This window comes from Mesorhizobium japonicum MAFF 303099 (assembly GCF_000009625.1).
Classification (GTDB): domain Bacteria; phylum Pseudomonadota; class Alphaproteobacteria; order Rhizobiales; family Rhizobiaceae; genus Mesorhizobium; species Mesorhizobium japonicum.
Map to the genome: position 1 here is coordinate 1,194,424 of NC_002678.2, position 23,331 is coordinate 1,217,754.

The following is a 23,331-nucleotide window of genomic DNA, read 5'->3' on the forward strand; positions in this document are numbered from 1 at the left end:
TTTGCTGGCCACGCAAAGGCCAGCGCCCGGCCACCGATCGAACCAGGCGTTGTGAGCGTCGGCCCCCTTGCCGGTGGTGTGCCTACATGCCCTGCGGGCCGCGGTTCATGGCCGCCACGCCGGTGCGGCAGATCTCGACCAGGCCGAGCGGCTTCATGATGGCGATGAACTGGTCGAGCTTGGAGCCCTTGCCGGTGATCTCGAAGATGAAATGCTCGGTGTTGGCGTCGATGACGCTGGCGCGAAAAGCGTCGGCCAGCCGCAGCGCCTCGACGCGAGCCTCGCCGGAGCCGGCCACCTTGACCAGCGCCAGTTCCCGCTCCAAGGGCCGCTCCTGCCCAAGCTCGTGCGAGCGGACAGTCAGATCGACCACACGATGGACCGGCACGATGCGCTCGAGCTGGTTCTTGATCTGCTCCATCACATGCGGCGTGCCGCGCGTCACGATGGTGATGCGCGACAGGTGCTTCTCATGCTCCGTCTCGGAAACGGTCAGGCTCTCGATGTTGTAGCCGCGTCCGGAGAACAGGCCGATGACCCGGGCGAGCACGCCGGGCTCGTTGTCGACCAGCACGGAAAGCGTGTGGATCTCCGGCCGCTCCGTTTCCTTGGCGATGAAGTAGGCGGAGCCGGTCGGTTGAAGGTGCTGTGCGTTCATGACATGGATCTCAAATTCTTGATCTAATTCTTTGTTTTCGCACGGCTTCTTCGACAAGCCCTGCCTTGGCCCGTCGATTAAACCAGTTCCCTGCCCTTGGCGTCGATGGCGTTGGCCACGGCCTCGTCGGTGGCCTCGTCCGGCAACAGCATCTCGTTATGCGCCTTGCCGGACGGGATCATCGGGAAGCAGTTGGCGAGGTTCGCCACGCGGCAGTCGAACAGCACGGGTTTCCGGACCGAGATCATCTCCTTGATGGCGTCGTCCAGCTCGTCCGGCTTCTCGCAGCGTATGCCATGGCCGCCATAGGCCTCCGCCAGCTTGACAAAGTCAGGCATCGCCTCGGTGTAGGAATGCGACAGCCGGTTGCCGTGCAAGAGCTGCTGCCATTGCCGCACCATGCCCATATACTGGTTGTTGAGGATGAAGATCTTGATCGGCGCCTTGTACTGCACCGCGGCACTCATCTCCTGCATCGTCATCTGCACCGAGGCGTCGCCGGCAATGTCGATGACCAGCGCATCGGGATGCGCGATCTGCACGCCGAGTGCCGCCGGCAGGCCATAGCCCATCGTGCCCAGACCGCCTGAGGTCATCCAGCGGTTCGGCTTTTCGAAATGATAGTGCTGCGCCGCCCACATCTGGTGTTGGCCGACTTCGGTGGTGATGTAGGTGTCCTTGTCCTTGGTCAGTTCGTAGAGCCGCTGGATGGCGTATTGCGGCATGATCACGTCGTGGTTCATCTTGTAGGCGAGTGAATCGCGCCCACGCCATTTTGCGATCTGCTCCCACCAGGGATAGAGCGCCTTCTTGTCGGCCTTGGCGGTTGCCCGCCACAGCCGCACCATATCCTCCAGCACCCGGCCGACATCGCCGATGATCGGCACCTCGGTGTGCACGTTCTTGTTGATCGAGGACGGGTCGATGTCGATGTGGATCTTCTTCGAGTTCGGCGAGAACGCATTGAGCCGGCCGGTGATGCGGTCGTCGAAGCGCGCGCCGATGCAGATCATCACGTCGCAATCATGCATGGCCATGTTGGCCTCGTAGGTGCCGTGCATGCCGAGCATGCCGACCCAGTTCTTGCCCGACGCCGGATAGGCGCCGAGCCCCATCAGCGTCGAGGTGATCGGGAAACCGGTAAGGTCGACCAGTTCGCGCAGCAGATGGCTCGCTTCCGGACCGGAATTGATCACGCCGCCGCCCGAATAGATGATCGGCTTCTTGGCGCTGGCCATCAGCTCGACCGCGGCCTTGATCTTCTCCAGGTCGCCCTGAACCTTGGGCTGGTAGCTGGTGCGCGGCGCGATCTGCGGCGGGACGTAGAAACCCTTGGCGAACTGCACGTCCTTGGGGATGTCGACCACAACCGGCCCCGGACGGCCCGTGGTCGCGACGTGGAAAGCCTCATGGATGGTCGCGGCGAGCTCGTTGACGTCCTTCACCAGCCAGTTGTGCTTGGTGCAGGGGCGCGTAATACCGACCGTGTCGCATTCCTGGAACGCGTCGGAGCCGATCAAGGAGGTCGGCACCTGGCCCGTCAGGCAGACCAGCGGGATCGAATCCATCAGCGCATCCTGCAGCGGCGTCACCGCATTGGTCGCGCCGGGGCCTGACGTCACCAGCATGACGCCGGCCTTGCCGGTCGAGCGCGCATAGCCCTCGGCCGCATGCCCGGCACCTTGCTCGTGCCGCACGAGAATGTGCTCGACGTCGTCCTGCTGGAAGATCTCGTCATAGATCGGGAGAACCGCGCCGCCCGGGTAGCCGAAGACATGCTTGACGCCATTGTCCTTCAGCGCCTGCACCACCATTTCGGCGCCTGTCATCTCGCGCCGTTCACTTTGTCCGTTGCTCATCGGTCTGGTCCCGTACTGTCGCCATCTGGGCGTTGCCATTTGGGTGTTGTTGGTCGTTTAGTCGTGTTTCGGGCAATAAAAAAGGCCCCCGAGGGAGCCTATGTGTTGCGCATGGGAGGTTTTCGCCCGGCGGTTACACCGCCTTGCCCACGCGCCTTCCTACGAGAATGAGTGCCTTTTTCATGGTCGCGGACACTACGGGCCGGCAAGGCGCCCTGTCAACGGCAAAAATCGAGCCGGCGATGAAGGCGCTTCCCAATTCGACAAATGCGCCGTCACGATTTCGCGATGGACACCGCATCGCGCCGACACCACACCACCGCCCTTCGCAAGAGCGCTCCAAACCGGCTCAGAAACAGCGTTCTCCGGATAAGTCCTTGAAGCCACGCGAAACTATGGTGGGGCGTGACGAAGCCCGTCCTCTCTGCCGATACTTCATCGTCCGGCTTGCAAGTCGGGAGGAGCCACCATGACGGCCTGGATTTCACGGAGGAAAACTTATGCTCGACAAGGCCCCAAGCAAGAAACTGTCCGACCTGCTCGACCAATTCGGCGGCGCCCTGGCCGCCAATGACATCGACAAGGCCATCGGTTGTTTCCAGGAGGATTGCTACTGGCGCGACCTCGTCACCTTCACCTGGAACATCAAGACCATGGAAGGCAAGGACCAGATCCGCGACATGCTGAAGAGCCAGCTGTCGAAGACGAAGCCGGCACATTGGGCGCTCGCCAAGGGCGAGGACGCGACCGAGAGCGGCGGGCTGATCGAGGGCTGGATCAGTTTCGAGACCGAAGTCGCGCGCGGCTTTGGCCATATCAGGCTTAAGGACGGCAAGATCTGGACGCTGCTGACCACCATGGTCGAATTGAAAGGCCACGAGGAACCGGCCGGCTTCGCACGGCCGATGGGCGCCAAGCATGGCTCGGGCAAGAACCGTCCGACATGGAAGGAAGAGCGCGAGAAGGAGGCGGCCGAGCTCGGCTTCAAGACGCAGCCCTACACGCTCATCATCGGCGGCGGCCAGGGCGGCATCGCGCTCGGCGCGCGGCTGCGGCAGCTCGGTGTGCCGACCATCATCGTCGAGAAGAACGAGCGGGCGGGCGACAGCTGGCGCAAGCGTTACAAGTCGCTCTGCCTGCACGATCCGGTCTGGTACGACCATCTGCCCTATATCGATTTCCCGAAGAACTGGCCGGTCTTCTCACCCAAGGACAAGATCGGCGACTGGCTGGAAATGTACACCAAGGTGATGGAGCTGAACTACTGGTCCTCGACGGAGGCCAAGAGCGCCTCCTATGACGACAAGACGAAGGAATGGACCGTCGTCGTCCGCCGCGACGGCAAGGACATCACCTTGAAGCCGAAGCAATTGGTGCTGGCGACCGGACAATCCGGCAAGGCCAATCTGCCGAAATTCAAGGGTATGGAGACCTTCAAGGGCGATCAGCACCACTCCTCGAAGCACCCCGGCCCCGATGACTATGCCGGGAAAAGAGCCGTCGTCATCGGCTCCAACAATTCCGCCCATGACATCGCGGCGGCCCTTTGGGAGGCCGGCGCCGACGTCACCATGGTGCAACGCTCGAGCACCCATATCTCCAGATCCGACACGTTGATGGAGATCGGACTGGGTTCGCTCTATTCGGAGCAGGCGCTGCAGAATGGTATCACCACGGCCAAGGCCGATCTCATCTTCGCCTCCCTGCCCTACAAGATCCTGCACGAGTTCCAGATCCCGGCCTATGCCGAGATGAAGAAACGCGACGCGGCGTTCTACAAGGGACTGGAAAAGGCCGGTTTCATGCTCGACTGGGGCGACGACGAGTCCGGCCTGTTCATGAAGTACCTCAGGCGCGGCTCAGGCTATTATATCGACGTCGGCGCCTCCCAGCTGATCATCGATGGCTCAATCAAGCTGAAGAGCGGCGTCGACGTCGAAGAGATCAAGCAGCATTCGGTTCTGCTCAGTGACGGATCCGAACTGCCCGCGGACCTCATCGTCTACGCCACCGGCTATGGCTCGATGAACGGCTGGGCCGCCGATCTGATCTCGCGCGAAACCGCCGACAAGGTCGGCAAATGCTGGGGCCTCGGCTCCAACACCACCAAGGATCCCGGCCCCTGGGAAGGCGAGTTGCGCAACATGTGGAAGCCGACGCAGCAGGAAGCCTTGTGGTTCCATGGCGGCAATCTGCACCAGTCGCGCCACTATTCGCAGTTCCTGTCGCTGCAATTGAAGGCCAGGCATGCCGGCTTGCCAACGCCGGTCTACGGGCTGCAGAAGGTGCATCACAAGGGATAGCCGGCAAGCGCGGGAGGTTTTCCGCCATCCCGCATCGGCAATGAGAAACCCCGCGCGGCATCTCCGCTGCGCGGGGTTTCGTTTCAGTCACGCAGCATCACCCCCCGCGCCTTGGCCCAGCGCTCGAGGATCTTGCGTTCATCCGGCGTAGCCAGACGATTGCCGAAACCGCGCACCTGCACCGCCCGATGCTGTGGATCGAGCTCGATCGTCAGCAAGCATTCGATCTTGCCGAGCGCCTTGCGCCGCAGCGTCCAGATCGAGGCGTAGCCGCCAATGCATTTGGTCGCGTAGGACGACACGCAGTGATGCATCGCCCTCGACTCGGCAACGAGATCCTCCGCCGTCTTCAGCTGGCGGACAGAGAACCACTCGCCATGCGCCCTCGCTTCCTTGGGCGGCGGATGCCATTCCCAATCCTGCAGGCGCGAGCCGGCCCATGCGTTGTTTTGCGCCGGTGCGCCGGCAGCGGGTTGAGCCCGCGCGGCGGCACGCCGGCGCATCGCCTCGATGCGTTCGATCGCGGCAAGGTCGCGATGCCAATCCGACATCTGCCGGTTCAGCGAGGCAAGCGTGCGGCCCTTCAGGCTATACGCCTTGTCGCGCCGGTGCATGGCGGCGATATAGTCGCTGAGGTCGTCGATCTCCTCCTTCGACGTTGGCTGCCCGCAGAAGAAGCGAACCACCTCGCGCCAGAAGGCCAGATCGCCACGCGGCGTGCGCGCGATCTTGGTGCGCGCAAGGCGAGCGGCCAGTCCGCAATCCTCGGTGTAGGAGCGAGCAATCGCGAACCAGAACGCCTCGTCGAACGTGAAATCGCCAGACAGGTTGAGGAAGCAATGCACCTCCTTGCGCGACAGCCACGCATTGGCGCCTGCCTTGTAGAGCGACCCACCACCTGCAACCACGACGTACCAGGCAAGGCGAAGCGCGATCTCCTGGCCATCCAGCCCCGACCGATCCAGCCAGATGGCCTCGAGCGCGGCCGAAACCGGATAGCGCGCATAGAGGTAGCGCGCAGCCGCCAGCCGCAGCCGCGCCGGGTCGCGCGTCTTCAGCTTCGGACGCCACAAGGCCCTGTCGCGGATCGCCACGCCGGCATGACCTCGGCGTACCTCGTCGAGCGCCCGTTCGAAATCCGGAGCAGGGCGCGGCATGGCGCAAACCCGCCGCAGCGATGCTTGATATGCTTCAATGCGTTGGCGCTCGGCGTCCTGCCTGCGCTGGATCATGGACCTGGCCATGGCCGTCTTTCCCGATTGGAACCCTGTCAGCCGCACGCAATTCCAGCGCCGGCACGGAATGTGTCGATCTGGATTGGCGTGACATTTGACAGGTCTCCTCTGGGATGACGGGTTGGAACGGGCAGGCTCTCTAGGCCCGCAGAAACTTTCGTGCAAGAGCCAATCTTTCAATATTTACAAGGGCCTGAGGGAGTGTTGCAAAGCCGCATCTCAGGCCTTCAGACAGCCACCGTCGTCGGCCGGGAGCGTCGGCTCCCACCGTTCATTGATCTCAGCGGCATCGATACAGTCGCGGACAATGGCCGCGGCAACGCATCGCAGCTTGGCGGCCGTCAGATCGTCAGGAAATGGAATCCGCTGTGGTGCGGATCAGCCCGTTCGACCGCCGTGGAGGCGCGAAATGCGTGAACAAGTTCTCATCATGCCTCCTTCAAGAGTGTGGTCGATACGGGTGCGGCGGATGAAAAAGGCCGCATGTTGGGCGCGGCTAATACTCCGGACCCATCCCGACAGCAATATGGCGCGCTCGGCCGGCATCGGCCGGCTCGAACGAACCGACCGCGCCGAACAGGCTTGGCTCACCTTGGGATACCATCAGTCGTTCGGCGCTAGCGCCACGCAAACGCTCGCGACAGCGCTCCGGCCGGAATGCCATCACCGCATTGTCACCGTCGAAACAGAAACACATGGGCTGCCTCCTGCCTGCAGGGTTGCATCAGGCGTGGTTGCTGAAATCGTGTACCACCCGCTGCAGCAACGGCACGTAATCGCGAAACGCCCGCGTCTTCATGTTCGCGACCTTGCCGCCCTCGTCCCAGATGCGGACCCGCACCGCTTCCTCATGGAATGGGTTCTTGCGAAAATCGGCCACCTCTTCGGCGCTCATCGGCCCTCCCTGCAGCGACAGCGTGTGGACCGAAGCCGGCGACAGCCTGGAGAAATAGGTCGGGTCGGTCGCGCAGAGATAGCGCTTGGCCGCGACATGCAGCCTCACGCATTCGACGATGACAGGCGGAAAGAAAGGCGCCAGCACCTCGCCGCCGGCCTCGTCATGATGCTTGTCCTCGACATCGTCGGGCGAATAGGTGCCGAACTCGCTGGTGTAGTGGCCGATGTCGTGCAGCAGCGCCGCGGCCACCAGCGCTTCGGGCGCACCATCCTGTTCCGCCAGCCAAGCCCCCTGCAGCATGTGCTCGGACATGGTCACCGGCTCGCCGAGATAAGATTCCGCGCCCCGGCGCTCAAAAATGTCGGCGATGAATTCGACGATGTTGTCGGCGTTCAGATCCTGGCCGCTCATTCGGCGGCCTCCTTGAAGCTGTGCTCGATCGCGGCGAGCGTCGACAGCAGGCCGTCCTTGTCGGCGTAGCAACCCTGCAGCCAGCGCTTGCCGGTGCCGGAAAACGCCTTGCGGGCATGCATGACACGCGTGTTGTCGACGATGAAGGCCTGGCCAGGTTGAAGTTTGAACGTCACTTCGAAATCGGGATCCTCGATCAGCTCGGCGAACCGGCGATAGGCGGCATAGTAGGCGTCCATATCGGCGAAGGGCACGTCGACGACAGGCGCCAGCGAGCGGTTGTTGAAGCGGATGCAGATCAGCTCGCCATCCGGCCCGAGCTCGATCATCGGCCGCTTCGCCTGCAGCCGCACGCCGGACGAGCCGGCATATTCGAAGCGCGCCGGACAGGAACTCAACAGCCGGAAGCCTTCAGGGTTTTCGGCCTGCAGCGCGGCCGCGACGGCAAAACCGTCGATGACGCTCGACTCGCCACCCTCCACCGTATTCTCGACACAGGCCAGGATCTGCAACGTCGGCACCGGATCGCGATAGGGATTGTCGGTGTGCGCCTGGAGGCCGAGATTGGTGTAGGCGAGATTGTTCGGATTGACCTCGGCGCGCACTTCGAACCAGCGGCCGTAATTGGTCTCCCTGATATAGCCGAACAGGTCGGAGACCTTGCACAACGCGCCGGATTCGGCCGGCAGTCCGTCCATCACCGCAAAGCCGTAGGTTCGCACCGCCGAAAGCCATTCGCGCAGGACGCTGCGGCCGTGAAAGGCCGCCTTGTAGCTGGCGCGCGGCACCGAATTCTGCATCGTCGCCTTGGTCCAGCGCTGGATGACATCGCCCGTCCAGCCGGGCTCACGAAGCTCGTCGCGATCATAGGCGTTGGCGCTGAGCCACTGCGCGGGAAAGCTGACCGTCTTTCCTTCCGGCACGAAACTGACTTCCAGCGCGCCGCCCTTGATCTCGGCCGCGCCGATCCTCGTCTCGGCCGGAATGTCGAGGATGGTGATCAGCCGCTGGCCATTGCCAGCGCTGCGCGTCTTGTCGTCGAGCGCATTGTCGCGCAGCCACATGGCGTGAAAGCGGGTGCGCCTCCCGCCCTGCCAGCCAAGTTCGATCGTTCTGCCTTCGTCGCCAATCAGCGCGTGGGTGAGCATGGATCCGTTCCTGTCCTCTACGCCCCGCGGCCCGGTCCGCAGGGTTTCGATTGCATGTTGGCGACAAGAAAGGCATAACTCAAATTATCATTTTTTGGCCAAAGACCACAAATTTCTAATGCCTCGAAAACCCATTCCCGCCCTGCCTCCCCTCGACTGGCTGCGCAGTTTCGAGGCTGCGGCACGGCTGTCGAATTTCACGGCGGCCGCGGCCGAACTCGGCCTGACCCAGGCGGCCGTCAGCCAGCATATCCGGCTGCTCGAGGAGCGGTTGAAGACGCGCCTGTTCTCGCGGCTGGCGCGCGGCGTCGCACTGTCGCCGGAGGGTGCCGCCTATCTGCCGCACATCCAGTCGGCTTTCGCCACCATCTCCAGCAGCACGACGGAACTGTTCGAGCCGCGCGCTGTGCAGACCGTGTCGATCCGGGTGCCGATCTCTTTCGCCTTGCTTATCCTGGTCCCGGCGCTGCCCGATCTCGCCGAGGCGCTGCCGCGCATCCAGCTCGATCTGGTGACGATCCATCGGCCGACCGACTATGATTTGCCGGGATCCGCGCTCGACATCCGTTTCGGCAACGGCTCCTTTCCCGGACGCGAGGCCGGCAGGCTGACTGCCGAGCGGCTTGTGCCGGTGGCTAGTCCAGCGCTGGCCGGTGCCGCCGACTGGACGGCCCTGCCGCTGCTTCTGGTCGCCGGTGCGCGCGAAATGTGGGCGGAATGGTTCGCGGCAGCCGGACTGGCCGGCCACCCCCAACGATCGCACCGCTTCGACAGTTTCGTCGCGGCGATGGAAGCGGCGAGCGCCGGCGCCGGCGTGCTTCTGGGGTCGCGGCCGCTTGTTGACGCGGCGCTGAGGAACAGGACCCTGGTGCCGCTTTCCGATTTCGAGCTCTCCAGCAGCTCAGGCCATTTTCTGACCAGCGCATCGACCGCGCGCCTGACCAGCGCCGAACAGGATTTCCGCCAGTGGCTGCTGGGGCACCTGTCCAGAAAGGCCCCGGCCTGATCGTCACGGTCTGGCGCGATGTGGCGCCGACACGCTTCCAGCAGATCAGCGTGCCGATCAGCCCGCCATGCCGGCGTCAATCGAGATGGCGCACGCGGCGTCGCTTGCGCGCGGCCTTGATGGCAGCGATGCGCTCGGTGTCTTCTTCCCGGAGATGCCGTCCACGCTCGAGGATCTCGAGCGTGTATTCCTCGTAGGTCAGGCCCAGCCGTTCGGCCTTGTCCATGCGCATCAGCATCACCTCGCGGCTCGGCGCCTTCCATGCCTTGGCGTGCGCGGCCTGCCAGGCCAGGAAGATGAAGGGATCGCCTTTGCCCCAGGGTGGCCCCTTGTATTCATCAAGAGGCGGCCCCCCATTATGGGAGCGCTTTGGCCGTCTCGCCATGATCTCAGCCCCTGACCAGCGCGACGAGATAGTCGGCGCCTGCCTCCAGGGCATGGAAAGTGCAGTCCGATGGCGCGCCGAGCGCCAGGCAGTCCCCGGGCTCCAGCCTGTGCACCACATCGCCTTCGGTGAATTCGAGCCGTCCGGCAATCAGCCAGATCTGCTGCTTGATGAAGGCATAGGAGGCCGCCGGCAGGCTGACCCTGGCGCCCGCCGGCAGATGCACCTTGACCAGTTCGAGCGGCATGTCGCTGGCCGGTGACAGATGTCGCCTGACATAGCCTGTATCGGGATCGCGCCACGCCGGCTGGTCTGCTTCGCGCAACAGCCCGCCGCCTTGCAATTCCGCGCGCGCGATGAGGGTCGACAGCGTCATGCCGAAAGCCGCCGCGATGCGCACCAGAAGGGTCGCCGTCGGGCTGGTCATGCCGCGCTCGATCGTGCTCAACATGGCCTTGGAGACACCGGACCGCTCGGCAAGCTCGGCCAGCGACCAGTCCCGCATGACCCTCTCCGCGTGGATCCGTCTGCCAATGGTCGAAGAAATATCGTTCGCTATATCATCCATTCGTCCATTATAGCGAAAGACAGGGATCGGAGAAGAGCCATTTCGCGACAATTTTCGCCAGGCACTTAATCCTCTCTACACCATCCGACCTCATCCGACCTTAACCCCGTTCCGCTAGGGTCCGATCTCCAGGGAAATGGGGATTGGCCTGTCCATGTTTGTCGAACGCGAAGCTTCCGTTGGAGAGCCGACATTGCAGGAGCGCCGCGACGCGGAGCAGAATGACCGGCGCATCCTGGGCAATGTCGTGCAATGCGACGGCGCGCGCGCCACAATCAGCGCCTATGCGGACGATGTCGACGGCGCGGTGACCGGCCTGTGGACGGTCGGCAAGATGATTTCCATCAATCTGGGCACGACGCGAACCGTTGGCCTGGTCTATGGCATCGGCAAGTCGGACCGCGCCTGGAGCAATGAAGGCCAGAACGCTATCGAGGTCAGCATCGAGCTGATCGGCGAAGTGCGCGATGGTGCCGAGCCCGGCGCCAAGCCGATCTTCGACCGTGGCATCACCACCTATCCGCATATCGGCGCGGTCGCACACCGCATCCGCAGCCGCGACCTGCAGGCCGTCTACGACCTGGCCGGTCGCCATTCCATCACCATCGGCTCGCTGTCGCAGGATGAGGCGATCGCCGCCAACATCGCCATCGACGACACGCTGGCGCGCCATTTCGCCATTGTCGGCACCACCGGCGTCGGCAAGTCCACCGCCGTCTCGCTGCTGCTGCGCAAATCGATCGCGGCGCGACCGGACCTGCGCATCCTGATCCTCGACCCGCACAATGAATTCGCGGCGTCACTGCCGGAATATTGCGTCAAGGTCGATTCCAAGACGCTCGACCTGCCGTTCTGGATGTTCAAGCTCGAGGAATTCGCCGAGGTGCTGTTTCGCGGCCGTGAAACGGTGCCGGAAGAGATCGACGCCCTGCGCGACCTCATTCCGCTGGCCAAGAGCCTCTACCGCAACCCGAATTCAGGCGCCTATCTCAGGCGCGGCAACGATGCGCTGACCGCCGATACGCCGGTGCCTTACCGCATCGCCGATCTGCTCAAGCAGATCGACGAGCGCATGGGCATGCTCGAAAGCAAGAACGAGCGCCCGACGCTCAAATCGCTGAAGACGCGCATCGAATCGGCGTCCGCCGATCCACGCTATCGCTTCATGTTCAGTTCGCGCCTGATCGAGGACACCATCCACGAGACGATCGGCAACATTTTTCGCGTGCCGCATCATGGTCGCCCCGTGACCTGCTTCGAGATGGCCGGCATGCCTTCCGAGGTGGTCAACTCCGTTTGTTCGGTGCTGGCGCGCCTGGCCTTCGACCTCGCTCTGTGGAGCGAAGGCAAGCTTCAACTGTTGTTGCTGTGCGAGGAAGCGCATCGCTACATGCCGGCCGATCCGCGTCTTGGCTTCGCGCCGACCAGGCACGCGCTGTCGCGCATCGCCAAGGAAGGCCGCAAATATGGCTGCTATCTCGGCGTCGTCACCCAGCGCCCCGGCGAGCTTGACCCGACCATCCTGTCGCAGTGCTCGACCTTCTTCGCCATGCGGCTCGCCAACGAACAAGACCAGGCGATCATCCGCTCGGCCATCGCTGACTCCTCCGCCTCCACGCTTGCCTTCCTGTCGTCCATGGGACAGCGCGAAGCCATCGCCTTCGGTGAAGGCGTGGCGACGACCATGCGACTGAAATTCGAGAGACTGCCCAGCCACCTGCTTCCCGGCACGGCCAAACGTGAAGAGACCGAGTCGCCAAGGGCTGGCGACGATGTCGACCTGGTGGCGATCGTCGAGCGCCTGCGCAACGTGCCGAAACCGACGCCGCAGGCGATGGCCTTCGCCGAAGTGGTCGATTCCGGCCGCCAGGCCGGCGATCCCGACTACCGCAAGCCGGCAACCGGCCGCGTGCAATCAGACGACGATTTCGACATGCGCTACGGCCTGAAGCCCGCCACCTTCGGCCTGCGCCCCCAGAACGACTGAACCCCGAGCGTCACGACCATTTGCTTGGCAGTAGTGAGAAGCCGCGCATCACGCTTCCGGGCATAGGCTTCGTTGGAAAGCTTGGGTAAATCCCGTTAGGAAATTCGTCAGGCTGAGTCGATTGGTGTCGACTTCGAGAACCGGAGCGGAGCGGACATTGAGTACGTGAGCACCGGAAGCGCAGAGCCGGCATCAAGCGACCAGCATCACGAATTTAGTGGCGGGATTTTAGGCGCAGACGCGGTTGCGGCCCAGCCTCTTCGCCTCATAGAGCTGGCGGTCGGCGCGGCGATAGAATTCTTCGGCCGTTTCCTTGCGGTCCCAGACGGCAAGGCCGACGCTGGTGGTGATCTTGAGCCGGACATTGCCGGAGAGGATCGACATGTTGGCGATCGCCTTGCGGATGCGCTCGGCGAATTTGGCCAGCAGGTCCGCCTCCATGTTGGGCGTTACCACGGCGAACTCCTCGCCGCCCAGCCGCGCCACCACGTCGTGATAGCGTGTCATGTCCTTGAGGCAGCTGGCGACGGCCCTGAGCACCTCGTCGCCGACATCGTGGCCGTGGGTGTCGTTGACCTGCTTGAAATGGTCGAGATCGAGGATCATGAGCCCGACCGGCTTCTCGATGCGGCGGAACTCCTCGAGATATTCCTTCAGCGCATCGTCGAAATAGCGGCGGTTCTGCATGCCGGTCAGGCTGTCCGTCAGCGCGGCGTGCTCCAGCGTTTCGGAGCGGGCGCTGAGCGAAACCGTCATGGCGCGCAGCTTGCCTTCTTCCGTCGCCTGTTTGCGGATCAGCGGGTAGATGAAGAAGATGCCGAAGAACAGCGCGGTCGCAAGCAGCACGCCGGTCGCGAACAACAGCTTGTTGAGGTAGATGACCTTGTCCAGACCAGACTGGGTATGGAGTTCCGTGGCGAAGGATTGCAAGAGCCCATAAGCGTGCAGCGTCACCAGGCCAGCGGCCAGGATCACGAAAATAAAGACGAAAAAAGCGGATTCCGCCTTATGGAAACGCATCTGCTCCCCAATGGAAAAGTGCCCATCGACCTTATGGCACGGACCGCCTTACGGAGCGTTAATCCCGGCAACTTCGGCGCGAACCCTTCCGTCATGGTCAACTTTTTAAGTTGCATTAGCAACAAGTGTTTGCATCGTGGTTTCAAGATCGTCACCGGGCCGCAATCTCTGCCATTCCGGCCCCAGCTGATGGCGAAACCAAGTCGCCTGCCGCTTGGCGTATTGCCGGGTTGCGATCTTGGCGCGCTCGATCGCCTCGGGAAAGCTCAGCTGTCCCGCCATCGCCGCCTGCAGGTCGCGAACGCCGATCGCCTTCATAGCCGGCAAATCTGGATCAAGGCCAAGGGCCGCAAGTTGCCTGACTTCCTCCAGCGCACCCTTGTCCAGCATCTGGTCGAAGCGCCTTTCGATGCGATCGACCAGCGCGGCCCGGTCCGGCTCGATGACCAGGAAACGCGCCGTTTGCCTGTCGATGAGCGGCCGGCCGCGCTCCGCTTGCCATTCCAGGATCGATCGGCCGGAGGCGTCGAGCACTTCGAGCGCCCGGACGATGCGCTGGCTGTCGGTTGGCTTGAGCTGCATGGCGGCTCTCGAATCCTCGCGCAGCAGCAGGCCGTGCAGCTTGACCGCGCCTTGCTCTTTCAGCTCGTAGCGCCAGCGGTCGCGAATGCGCGGCGGAATGTCGGGCATTTCCGAAATACCCTCGGCCAGCGCGCGGAAGTAAAGCCCGGTACCACCAACGAAGACCGGCCGCCGCGACAGCATGCCGTCATCGATGAGTTTCATCACGTCACGCAGCCATGCGCCGGTCGAATAGGCGGTGCCGGGATGGACATGGCCGTAGAGAAAATGCGGCACGCGTGCGAGATCGGCCGCTTCCGGCCGGGCGGTCAGCACGTCGAGCACCGAATAGCCCTGCATGGAATCGCTGTTAACGATGACGCCGCCTGCGCGCTCGGCCAAGTCCAGCGCCAGTGCCGACTTGCCGCTGGCGGTTGGCCCGGCTATCAGGATCGCATTCTTCACGCGGCCTTCGCCCGCATCCGCGCCGGAATTCTCGATGCCGCTCATTGCCACGCTTGTTTCCCGTCCCGCTGACCGCGCTCTGTCGCCGTCACTTGCGAATATGGCCTCGCGTTCGGTGGGCGCAAGCACTGTCGTCTGGCTGGCCGAAGGCATTGCCTGCGATCTTGTCCTGCCGCAAGAGGCTGACACCGCCAATACCACGGCTGCCCTGCGCGCCGCATTGGCCGCGGAACCGGTCGATGTGATCGTCCAGCAGGCCCAAACGCGACGCAAGAAAATCCTCATCGCCGACATGGATTCGACCATGATCGACCAGGAATGCATCGACGAACTGGCCGACGAGATCGGCGTCAAGGAGCACGTCGCGGCGATCACCGCGCGATCGATGAATGGCGAGATCGCCTTCGAACCGGCCTTGCGCGAACGCGTCGCGCTGTTGAAGGGGCTCGATGCCGCCGTCGTCGACCGCATCGTCGCCAATCGGCTGACATTGGCCTCGGGTGGCCGCGCGCTGGTCCAGACCATGCGCGCCAATGGCGCCTGGGCGGCGCTCGTCTCGGGCGGCTTCGAGGTCTTCACGACGCGCATCGCGGCCATGCTCGGCTTTCAGGAGAACCGCGCCAACCGCCTGCTCGAACAGGATGGACGTTTCACCGGCCTGGTCGGCGAGCCGATCCTCGGCCGCGCCGCCAAGGCAGAGGCGCTGCTGGAAATTTCCGCACGGCTTGGCCTGACGCCGGCCGACGCCATCGCCGTCGGCGATGGCGCCAATGACCTCGACATGATCCGCCTCGCCGGCACCGGCGTGGCGCTTCACGCCAAGCCGACCGTGGCGGCGCAGGCCAAGGTTCGCATCGACCATGGCGACCTCACGGCACTGCTCTATCTGCAGGGCTATCGCCAGGAAGAGTTCGTCCAATGAAACCCATGCGCACCGAGCGCCTCATCCTGCGCAATTGGGAAGAGCGCGACCGCGAGCTCTTCCATCGCATCAATTCCGACGAGCGCGTCATGGAATTCTTCCCGTTCCGCCGCGACCGTGCCGCGGCGGACGCCAAGATGGACGAATTCCGCGCCTGGATCGATGAGGACGGCTATGGCTTCGCCGCGGCCGAGATTGCCGCGACTGGCGAATGTATCGGTTTCGTCGGTCTCCTCGATACCGATCACGTGCCATCCCTGCCGGCCGGCACCATCGAGATCGGCTGGCGGCTCGCGCCCGAATTCTGGGGCAAGGGCTATGTCACCGAGGCGTCGGAAGCCTGGCTGGCTTACGGTTTCAAGACATTGGCCGTCGACGAGATCGTCTCCTTCGCGGTCGCGGCAAACCACCGCTCGACCGCCGTCATGAAACGCCTCGGCATGACAGCCGACCCAGCGGCTGACTTCGACCATCCCGACATTCCCGACAGCCATCCCGCGCTCAAGCGGCATGTGCTCTACCGGCTTTCGCGCGAGGATTGGCAGGCAAGAAAAAAGGCGGCCGGTTAGCCGCCTTTTTTGAGGTCGCCGGATTGAAATCTCAATCCATCCGGATCGTCACGAAGCGCAACTCGCCTGTCTTCGACGCCAGCATCAGGAGCGCGTTCTTGCGGCCCTGCTCCTTGAGCGCACCGATCCGGTCCATGACATCCTTGGGCGTGGCGACCGATTCCTGCGCGATCTCGGTGATCACCTCACCCGGCTGGATGCCGCGCTCGGCGGCGGCCGAGTCCTTGGCCACGTCGGTGATGACGACGCCGGAGACATCGGCGGCGATGCTGAACTTCTTGCGCGTCTCGTCATTGAGTTCGCCGACGGTCATGCCGAGCACCGAGGCGGTCGAAACGGCCGGAGCCTTGTTGCCCTTATCCTGGTCGGTATTACCGTTCCCGCCACTGGCGAGCTTCTCGCCATCCTCGAGCCGGCCGAGCGTCACCTTCACCGTCTGCTCGACGCCCTTGCGCACGATCAGCACGTCGACGGCCTTGCCGACGGGGCTTTCGGCGACGACGCGCGGCAGGTCGCGCATTTCATGGATGTCCTTGCCGTCGAACTTGATGATGACGTCGCCGGCCTGGATGGTGCCGTTGTCGACCGGCCCGCCCTTGATGACGCCGGCCACCAGCGCGCCCTTGGCTGTCGCCATGCCGAGGCTTTCGGCAATGTCGTCCGTCACCGGCTGGATGCGCACGCCGAGCCAGCCGCGCCGCGTCTCGCCAAACTGGCGCAACTGGTCGACGACGCCCGAGGCAAGCTGCGAGGGGATGGAGAAGCCGATGCCGATCGAGCCGCCGGACGGCGAGATGATCGCCGTGTTGATGCCGATGACTTCGCCGGCGCTGTTGAACAGCGGCCCGCCCGAATTGCCGCGATTGATCGCGGCATCGGTCTGGATGAAATCGTCGTAGGGACCGGAATTGATATCGCGGTTGCGCGCCGAAACGATGCCGACCGTGACCGTACCACCGAGGCCGAATGGATTGCCGACCGCCATCACCCAGTCGCCGACGCGCATCTTGGTGGAATCGCCGAACTTCACCGCGGTCAGCTTGTGGCCCTTCGGATCGACTTTAAGCACCGCGACGTCGGTCTTGGTGTCGGTGCCGACCAGCGTCGCCTTCAGCGTCACGCCATCGGAGAAATTCACTTCGATGTCGTCGGCGTCGGCGATCACGTGGTTGTTGGTGACGACGATGCCTTGCTCGGCGTCGATGACGAAGCCGGATCCCAGTGACTGCACCTTCTGCCCGCTATTGTCCTTGTCGCCGCCTCGGTTCTTGAAGAAGTCGTCGAAGAAGTCCTGGAACGGTGAGCCCTCGGGAAGCTGCGGCATCGGCACCGCGCCCGGCCCTTCCGTGCCCTTCACCGTCTGCGAAGTCGAGATGTTGACCACCGCGCCGAGCACGCCCTGCGCCAGGTCGGCGACCGAAGCAGGCCCATCGGCCGCGAAGACCGGCGTCACGAAGGACGGGGCGGCGACAGTGCCGACAAGCAGCGCTGCCGTGCCGGCGATCAATGTCCGCCGTGCCGCGCGCAAAAGGGGTGTGGATGTCATTCGAGAAGCCTCCCGGTCTTTCTGAAAGAGAAAGCGCAACGGCGAAAACACCGCGTTGCGCTATGTTGGCAAAAAATACGGCACGTTTGCGGCTACGACTACCGGCAGAGGATTAATCGTCCGTTTTGCCACGGACGAAAAACGGCCATCTCACCCGCCCCGCACCAGCCAGACAATGCCGACACCGATGGCGATCGCGACCAGCCCGGCGATCCGCAAGGCGTTCTCCGGCATCGACAGCACCTCGCCCGCGAGCTTCTTCGCCAAGCCGGGAAAGCCGCCATAGACCAGGCCCTCTATGACAAGGACCAGGCCTATTGCCGCGAAAAAGTCCTGCACCGGCTATTGCTTGCCGGTGCTGGGTTGTGTCGCAGGCGCCGCCGGCGTCGGTGAGGCGGGTGCCGCCGGTTTCGCCGGCCCTTCCTTGCCGTCGGGGTCGCGGAAGTAGCGGAAGAACTCCGAACTCGGCGACAGCACCATGGTCGTCCCGGTATTGTCCAGGGCCGTGCCATAGGCATTCATCGACCGGTAGAAGTCGAAGAAGGCCGGGTCGCGCTTGTAGGCGTCCGCGAAGGTGGCGCTGCGCTGGGCTTCGCCCTCGCCGCGCAGGATCTCGGACTCCTTCTGCGCTTCGGCAACGATCTCGACCACTTCACGATCGGCGCGTGCCGTGATGCGCTGTGCCGCTTCATTGCCGCGTGCCCTAAGCCGGGCGGCCTCGGCCAGGCGTTCCGCCTTCATGCGGTCGTAGGTCTGCTGTGAAACCTCGGCCGTGAGGTCGGTGCGGCGGATGCGGACATCCTCGATCTGCAGGCCGAGCGAGGTGGCGTCGGGCCGGAGTTGATCGCGCACTTCGCGCATCATCACCGCACGCTGCTCCGAGAGCGCCGCCTCGAAATCGCGCAGACCGTAAACGCGGCGCAAGGCAGCGTCGAGACGCGTCCTCAGCCGCGCCTCGGCCAATTCGATCTGACCGGACACGGCGGCACGGAAGACGCGCGGATCCGAGATGCGGTAGGCGATGAAGGCATCGACCTCATAGAACTTGCCGCCCGACACCTGGACGCGGATGTTGTCGAGGTCGAAGCGCAGCACCCTGTTCTCGATCAGTTGCACCGTGTCGGCGTCGAAGAACGAGAACGGCGCCTTGAAATAGATGCCGGGCTCGGTCTTGACGTCGACGATCTCGCCGAACCTCAACACCAGCGCTTGCTGGCGCGCATTGACCACGAAGACCGAGGAATAGATCAGGAACAGGATGACCGCCGCGATGACGACGAAAATGGGAAGACGGTTGGCCATCACTGGGTACCTCCCGTGTTCGCGGCAGGCGCGGCCGGAGCCGGCGGTTTCGGCTGCAATGCCGGCAGCGGCAGATAAGGCACGACACCTTGTCCGTTGCCCTGCTCGACGATGACCTTGCTCGAGTCCTTCAGAACCCTCTCCATGGTTTCCAGATAGAGGCGCTTGCGGGTGACATCCGGGGCCTTGGCGTATTCGTCATAGACCGAGATGAAGCGCTGGGCCTCACCTTCGGCTTCCTGCACGACGCGGTTCTTGTAGGCGGCCGCGTCTTCGCGGATCTGTGCCGCCTGGCCGCGCGCCTGGCCGAGCTTCTGGTTGGAATACTGGTTGGCCTGCTCGACGAACTTGTCCTCGTCCTGCTCGGCACGCTGCACCTCGTCGAACGCATCGGCCACTTCGCGTGGCGGTGCCGCATCCTCGATCGACACGGCATTGACGTTGAGACCGGCCTTGTAGCCGTCCAGCGTCGACTGGATGATTTCGCGGACCGACGCGGCTATGCCCTGGCGGTCATCGCGGAAGATGTCCTGTGCCGGCCGGCGGCCGACGGCTTCGCGCATGGCGCTTTCGGCAACCTGCCGCAGCATGCCGTCCGGATCCGAGACGTCGAACAGATAGGCGCGGGGATCGGAGACCTGGTAGGCCACCGAAAACTGCACGTTGACGATGTTCTGGTCGCCCGAAAGCATCAGGCCATTGCCGCTGGTGTTGCCGCCGCCAATGTCGACGAGCTGCTCGGAAATCTTCGCCGTTTCGACGGTTTCAAGCGGCCACCAATGGAAATGCAGGCCAGGCTGGGAGAGTTCGGCCTTCGGCTTGCCGAAGCGCAGTTCGACCGCGACCTCGTCGGGCTGCACCGTATAGACTGCCTGGAATGCCCACAGAGCGACCAGCACCGCGGCGATCAGCCCGAACACCGCCGGACTGGCGCCACCGCCGCCGGGCAGAGCGCGCCGCAGCCGATCCTGGCCGCGGCGGATAATGTCTTCGAGGTCGGGGGGCGACCCTTGCGGGCCGCTTGGCCCCTTTGGCCCCTGCCCCCAGGGCCCCTGATTGTTACCGCCGCCGCCCCACGGGCCGCCGCCTCCGCCACTCTTGTCGTTCCAGGGCATGAATGTCCTTTCGCTTGGAATTCCCTCAAGCGCCGGAGTTACGGCGCAAATCCAGTGTTGTTCTTCTATAGGGACGCCACGGCACGCTTTCAACGCGATGCGCCGCCGGCATCATCCGTTTTGGGCCGGTAGCGACCCTTTGTCGTCCTTCAATGCACGTTTTGTTTATCAAAGTATCTGGCGGCGGCGCTCGTAAACCGAATAGCGCGTTGCGTGGCTGTCCTTTTCCCCGGCCGGAACCTCCTGCGAACTGACCATGCGCCATGTCTCAGCGTCGATCGGCGGGAAATGCGCGTCGCCGTCGACGGCGGCCAGCACATGGGTGACGTGCAGCCGGTCGGCCAGCGGCAGCGCCTGGGCATAGATCTCACCGCCGCCGATGATGCAGGCCTCGTCCACGCCGCTCATGCAGCGGACGCGCACCGTTGCCAGCTGAATCGCGGCCTCCAGCGTATGCGCCACCTCGACGCCCTCGGCGCGCCAGGTCTTGTCACGGGTGACGACGAAGTTGAGCCTGCCCGGCAGCGGCCGGCCGATGCCTTCATAAGTCTTGCGGCCCATGATGATGGGTTTGCCCATCGTGTCGGCCTTGAAGCGCTTGAGATCGGTCGAAAGCCGCCAGGGCAGTCCGCCGTCCCGCCCGATCACGCCGTTCTCGGCGATGGCGACGTAGATTGCCACATGCATCAGTTCGCATCCCCGCCATTACTGTCCGACGGTTGGAGCAGCAGGATATCGATGTCGTGCTCTGGGTAAAAATCGTTCGCGGTCATCTCGAAAGTTGTCGGCCCGACCTTTTTGACATTATCGCCACAGAACGAGACCAGGGCTTTTTGATTGCCCTTGTCGACGGTCAGCTTGAACTTGCCGATGGTGCCCGCCGCCCAGTTGCCGCCGGTGGTCAGGATATAGGCGATGCGGCTTTCATAATATTTGGGATAGCCGTCCGGATTGTCCTTCGCCGCCTTGCGCACCGCGTTCTCGAACGTGTCGTCCATGCAGTAGCGGGTCTTGTATGTCGCGTATTGCCCCTGGAACTGGCCGTCATAGAAGAAGCTGACCGACGACGTGCCGCCGACGCTCGGCTTGTAGCGATGGGAAACGTGAACGTCCTTGTTGGCCGGAAAGGTCGAGCGCCACCAGTAGGTCGAGCGCAATTGCCAGAACGGCGCATAGGAGGATTTCATGCCGCTGCCGTCATCGGCGGTGTCCTCGATGATGATGCCGCGGTTGACCCAGTCGTCGGCCACCGCTTGCGGCAGCTTCGCCAATGCCGCCTTGGCCGCACCGCCGAACGGGTTGAACGGCACATTCTGCGCCTTGAGATCGGCGCTGATATCGATGCCGAGCGCGAACACCTTCTGCTCGAGCTGAGGCTTTGCCGCGACACCGTCGATCGTCACTTCGAAGCCGAGGAAATTGTCGCTCTGGTTTTCGGGGATCGCCGGCATCTCTTCGGGATCGCCCGAAATGTCGGGCATCGGGAAGGCGACGATCGCGTCGACATCCTTGTCGGTGTTGTTGTGGAAGACGTAGTCGACCGTCACCTTTTCGGGCGAGATGAAGAGATCCTCGCTTTGCATCGCAACAGCATCGCTGCGCGACAGGATCAGGCCGCCTGTGCCAAGCTCGGCAACAGAATCGTTGGCCAATGCGGGTGCCGCCGAAAGCGCCAGCGCCGCAGTCAAAACATATCGCAACATCGAAGCCCCCTCGGCAAGAATGCCCTGGTGACCCTAGCCGTTTCAATGTGGCGTTTCAAAGCCCTTCCGCATCCGCGCACGTTCCAAAGCGGTCTGGACACGCAAGGCAGCGGTCTGGACTAACAGCTTCCGATCGGGCAGGAGTTCGCCCATGCGCAAGCTTCTCGTCATCGGCATCGGCGCCGGCAATCCCGACCACATGACGGTTCAGGCCATATCGGGCCTGAACCGTGCCGACGTGCTGTTCATCCCCGACAAGGGCGCCAGGAAGAACGACCTTGCCGAATTGCGGCGCGAGATCTGCGACCGCTTCGTCACCAACCCGAAATCGCGCCGCGTCGAATTCGACGTGCCGGTGCGCGCCGAACCGATATCTTCCTACCGCTCTACTGTCGACGACTGGCACGAAGCCATCGCCGCCATCTACGAAGCCCTGATCCGCGACGAGATTGCGGAAAATGGCTGCGGCGCCTTCCTGATCTGGGGCGATCCCTCGCTCTACGACAGCGCGCTGCGCATCCTCGAACGCGTGCGCCTGAGGAACAATGTCGCCTTCGAACTGGAGGTCATCCCCGGCATCACCGCCATCCAGGCGCTTGCCGCCAGCCACAAAATGGCACTGAACCGCATCGGCGATTCCATCCTGGTCACCACCGGCCGCAGGCTGGCCGAAGAAGGTCTGGCCGGCAATGCCGGCAGCACAATCGTCATGCTGGACGGCAAATGCGCCTTCAACACGCTGGCCGACCCGGACGTCATCATCCATTGGGGCGCCTATCTCGGCACGCCGGACGAGATCATCATCTCCGGCCGCCTCGGCGATGTCGGCGCCGAGATCGAAAAGGTCCGGGAGGAAGCCCGCCGGCAAAAGGGCTGGATCATGGACACCTATCTGCTGCGCAAACCCGGTGAACCTGACGATATGTAGTCACCGGCCTGTAGTCGCATGGCAAGTGGGTAACAAGACCCGCGAGACGGATTGGCAGCCCGCAACACCGGCTTCGAATGGTGTGCTGCAGCCGGTGGCCGTCTACTCGGCGAAGGCCGTGCAGCAGGCGGGCTCCTTCATCAAGACCGGCAAGACCGGCGCCGCGACCGAGAAGCAGCTGTTCGACTGCCTCCTCATCACCAAGGACAATGTCGACAAGTACGCGGCTCGGTTCACGCTCTCGGAGCAGGAAACCGACGAGGGGTGGCCTTCCGGTCGCCCCTCTCCTGCTCCCGCCGATCACTCAGCCCGCATCGATCTCCGCCTGTAGCGCATCCATATGCGTCGCCGCCGCCGCGGTGGCCGCGCGCTCGATGGCGCGGAAACGGCTGACCACCGCCAGGCCGATGGCCGTCAGCTGCGCGCCGCCGCCCTTGCGGCCTCCAGTCTGCGCGGCGACCAGCGGCTTGCCGAACACCCGGTTCATGTCCTCGACGAGATCCCAGGCGTGCTTGTAGGACATCTCCATGCCGCGCGCGGCGGCCGAGATCGAGCCGAAGGTGGCGATCTGCTCCAGAAGCTCGATCTTGCCCGGACCGATCCGCCCGTCGGGATCGAGATTTATCCGCAAGCTCAGCGATGGCATCTTTGCTCCTCTGCGGTCGCCCCAGCCCTGCTGTCAAGTTGCCTCGATGTCAAAGCTGCTTCGGCGAAACCGTTATTCCAAAACAATATAGCGGCG

22 protein-coding genes and 1 pseudogene are annotated in these 23,331 nt (G+C 63.6%); 7 read left to right on the top strand and 16 right to left on the bottom strand.

Going from position 1 to position 23,331, the window contains the following annotated elements:
• Window positions 1-82: 82 nt before the first annotated feature.
• The gene (ilvN, locus tag MAFF_RS06870) at window positions 83-658 is read right to left on the bottom strand and encodes an acetolactate synthase small subunit (RefSeq protein WP_010910160.1); all 576 of its coding nucleotides are present in this window, start codon (window positions 656-658) and stop codon (window positions 83-85) included.
• 77 nt (window positions 659-735) lie between these two features.
• Entirely contained in the window at window positions 736-2,517 is a 1,782-nt protein-coding gene (locus MAFF_RS06875) for an acetolactate synthase 3 large subunit (protein WP_010910161.1), read from the bottom strand.
• 500 nt (window positions 2,518-3,017) lie between these two features.
• Here MAFF_RS06875 and MAFF_RS06880 point away from each other — a divergent pair, with 500 nt between their 5' ends.
• Window positions 3,018-4,820: an NAD(P)/FAD-dependent oxidoreductase gene (locus MAFF_RS06880; RefSeq protein ID WP_044547974.1), complete on the top strand. Its 1,803-nt coding sequence runs from the start codon at window positions 3,018-3,020 to the stop codon at window positions 4,818-4,820.
• An 83-nt stretch (window positions 4,821-4,903) separates the two neighbouring features.
• Here the strand turns inward: MAFF_RS06880 and MAFF_RS06885 are convergent, their stop codons facing one another.
• The 3 genes from MAFF_RS06885 to tmpA all read right to left on the bottom strand — a co-directional run bounded on the left by MAFF_RS06885 (window position 4,904) and on the right by tmpA (window position 8,512).
• Window positions 4,904-6,064, bottom strand: coding sequence for a PcfJ domain-containing protein (locus tag MAFF_RS06885; RefSeq protein ID WP_044547977.1), 1,161 nt, complete (start codon window positions 6,062-6,064; stop codon window positions 4,904-4,906).
• Window positions 6,065-6,779: 715 nt separating this feature from the next.
• Window positions 6,780-7,364, bottom strand: coding sequence for a (R)-1-hydroxy-2-trimethylaminoethylphosphonate oxygenase (gene tmpB, locus MAFF_RS06895; protein WP_010910166.1), 585 nt, complete (start codon window positions 7,362-7,364; stop codon window positions 6,780-6,782).
• Window positions 7,361-8,512, bottom strand: coding sequence for a 2-trimethylaminoethylphosphonate dioxygenase (gene tmpA, locus MAFF_RS06900; RefSeq protein ID WP_010910167.1), 1,152 nt, complete (start codon window positions 8,510-8,512; stop codon window positions 7,361-7,363). The genes tmpB and tmpA overlap by 4 nt, the downstream gene beginning before the upstream one ends.
• Before the next feature lie 118 nt (window positions 8,513-8,630).
• Here tmpA and MAFF_RS06905 point away from each other — a divergent pair, with 118 nt between their 5' ends.
• Window positions 8,631-9,518, top strand: a complete 888-nt coding sequence (locus tag MAFF_RS06905; RefSeq protein ID WP_010910168.1) for a LysR family transcriptional regulator — start codon at window positions 8,631-8,633, stop codon at window positions 9,516-9,518.
• Window positions 9,519-9,594: 76 nt separating this feature from the next.
• Here the strand turns inward: MAFF_RS06905 and MAFF_RS06910 are convergent, their stop codons facing one another.
• Window positions 9,595-9,903 (bottom strand): hypothetical protein, encoded by a 309-nt coding sequence (locus MAFF_RS06910; protein WP_044547980.1) that lies wholly within the window; start codon window positions 9,901-9,903, stop codon window positions 9,595-9,597.
• Between the two features lie 4 nt (window positions 9,904-9,907).
• Window positions 9,908-10,471 carry a helix-turn-helix domain-containing protein gene (locus MAFF_RS06915; protein WP_010910170.1) on the bottom strand — a complete coding sequence of 188 codons (564 nt, stop codon included), beginning with the start codon at window positions 10,469-10,471 and terminating at the stop codon, window positions 9,908-9,910.
• A gap of 154 nt (window positions 10,472-10,625) precedes the next feature.
• Here MAFF_RS06915 and MAFF_RS06920 point away from each other — a divergent pair, with 154 nt between their 5' ends.
• Window positions 10,626-12,458, top strand: coding sequence for an ATP-binding protein (locus tag MAFF_RS06920; protein WP_010910171.1), 1,833 nt, complete (start codon window positions 10,626-10,628; stop codon window positions 12,456-12,458).
• A gap of 228 nt (window positions 12,459-12,686) precedes the next feature.
• Here MAFF_RS06920 and MAFF_RS06925 read toward each other — a convergent pair whose 3' ends face one another.
• Window positions 12,687-13,478, bottom strand: coding sequence for a GGDEF domain-containing protein (locus MAFF_RS06925; RefSeq protein WP_010910172.1), 792 nt, complete (start codon window positions 13,476-13,478; stop codon window positions 12,687-12,689).
• Window positions 13,479-13,583: 105 nt separating this feature from the next.
• The gene (gene miaA / locus MAFF_RS06930; RefSeq protein ID WP_010910173.1) at window positions 13,584-14,549 is read right to left on the bottom strand and encodes a tRNA (adenosine(37)-N6)-dimethylallyltransferase MiaA; all 966 of its coding nucleotides are present in this window, start codon (window positions 14,547-14,549) and stop codon (window positions 13,584-13,586) included.
• Between miaA and serB the strand changes: the two genes are divergently transcribed.
• Together serB and MAFF_RS06940 are read left to right on the top strand one after the other, a co-directional pair.
• A complete protein-coding gene (gene serB, locus MAFF_RS06935; protein ID WP_080512038.1) occupies window positions 14,539-15,426 on the top strand; it encodes a phosphoserine phosphatase SerB in 888 nt (295 codons plus the stop codon). The two genes, miaA and serB, sit on opposite strands and share 11 nt — an antisense overlap.
• Window positions 15,423-15,995 (top strand): GNAT family N-acetyltransferase, encoded by a 573-nt coding sequence (locus tag MAFF_RS06940; protein WP_010910175.1) that lies wholly within the window; start codon window positions 15,423-15,425, stop codon window positions 15,993-15,995. The genes serB and MAFF_RS06940 overlap by 4 nt, the downstream gene beginning before the upstream one ends.
• A 31-nt stretch (window positions 15,996-16,026) precedes the next feature.
• Here the strand turns inward: MAFF_RS06940 and MAFF_RS06945 are convergent, their stop codons facing one another.
• The 6 genes from MAFF_RS06945 to MAFF_RS06970 form a co-directional block, all read right to left on the bottom strand.
• A complete protein-coding gene (locus MAFF_RS06945; protein ID WP_010910176.1) occupies window positions 16,027-17,541 on the bottom strand; it encodes a DegQ family serine endoprotease in 1,515 nt (504 codons plus the stop codon).
• 150 nt (window positions 17,542-17,691) lie between these two features.
• A complete protein-coding gene (locus tag MAFF_RS06950) occupies window positions 17,692-17,880 on the bottom strand; it encodes a DUF2065 domain-containing protein (protein ID WP_010910177.1) in 189 nt (62 codons plus the stop codon).
• 3 nt (window positions 17,881-17,883) lie between these two features.
• Window positions 17,884-18,843, bottom strand: coding sequence for a protease modulator HflC (hflC, locus tag MAFF_RS06955; protein ID WP_010910178.1), 960 nt, complete (start codon window positions 18,841-18,843; stop codon window positions 17,884-17,886).
• A complete protein-coding gene (gene hflK, locus MAFF_RS06960; protein WP_010910179.1) occupies window positions 18,843-19,958 on the bottom strand; it encodes an FtsH protease activity modulator HflK in 1,116 nt (371 codons plus the stop codon). The genes hflC and hflK overlap by 1 nt, the downstream gene beginning before the upstream one ends.
• Before the next feature lie 168 nt (window positions 19,959-20,126).
• Entirely contained in the window at window positions 20,127-20,645 is a 519-nt protein-coding gene (locus tag MAFF_RS06965) for a dihydrofolate reductase (RefSeq protein ID WP_010910180.1), read from the bottom strand.
• A complete protein-coding gene (locus MAFF_RS06970) occupies window positions 20,645-21,661 on the bottom strand; it encodes a DUF4424 domain-containing protein (RefSeq protein ID WP_010910181.1) in 1,017 nt (338 codons plus the stop codon). Before MAFF_RS06970 ends, MAFF_RS06965 begins: the two co-directional genes overlap by 1 nt.
• A gap of 151 nt (window positions 21,662-21,812) precedes the next feature.
• On the opposite strand from MAFF_RS06970, the gene cobF reads away from it, so the two are divergent.
• Complete coding sequence (gene cobF, locus MAFF_RS06975) at window positions 21,813-22,589, top strand: precorrin-6A synthase (deacetylating) (RefSeq protein ID WP_010910182.1); 777 nt, start codon at window positions 21,813-21,815, stop codon at window positions 22,587-22,589.
• Window positions 22,590-22,671: 82 nt separating this feature from the next.
• Window positions 22,672-22,836 (top strand): annotated as a pseudogene (locus MAFF_RS06980) (D-ribose ABC transporter substrate-binding protein); the annotation flags it as partial.
• 57 nt (window positions 22,837-22,893) lie between these two features.
• On the opposite strand, the gene MAFF_RS06985 reads toward MAFF_RS06980, so the two are convergent.
• Window positions 22,894-23,235, bottom strand: coding sequence for a winged helix-turn-helix domain-containing protein (locus MAFF_RS06985; protein WP_010910183.1), 342 nt, complete (start codon window positions 23,233-23,235; stop codon window positions 22,894-22,896).
• Between the last annotated feature and the right edge of the window lie 96 nt (window positions 23,236-23,331).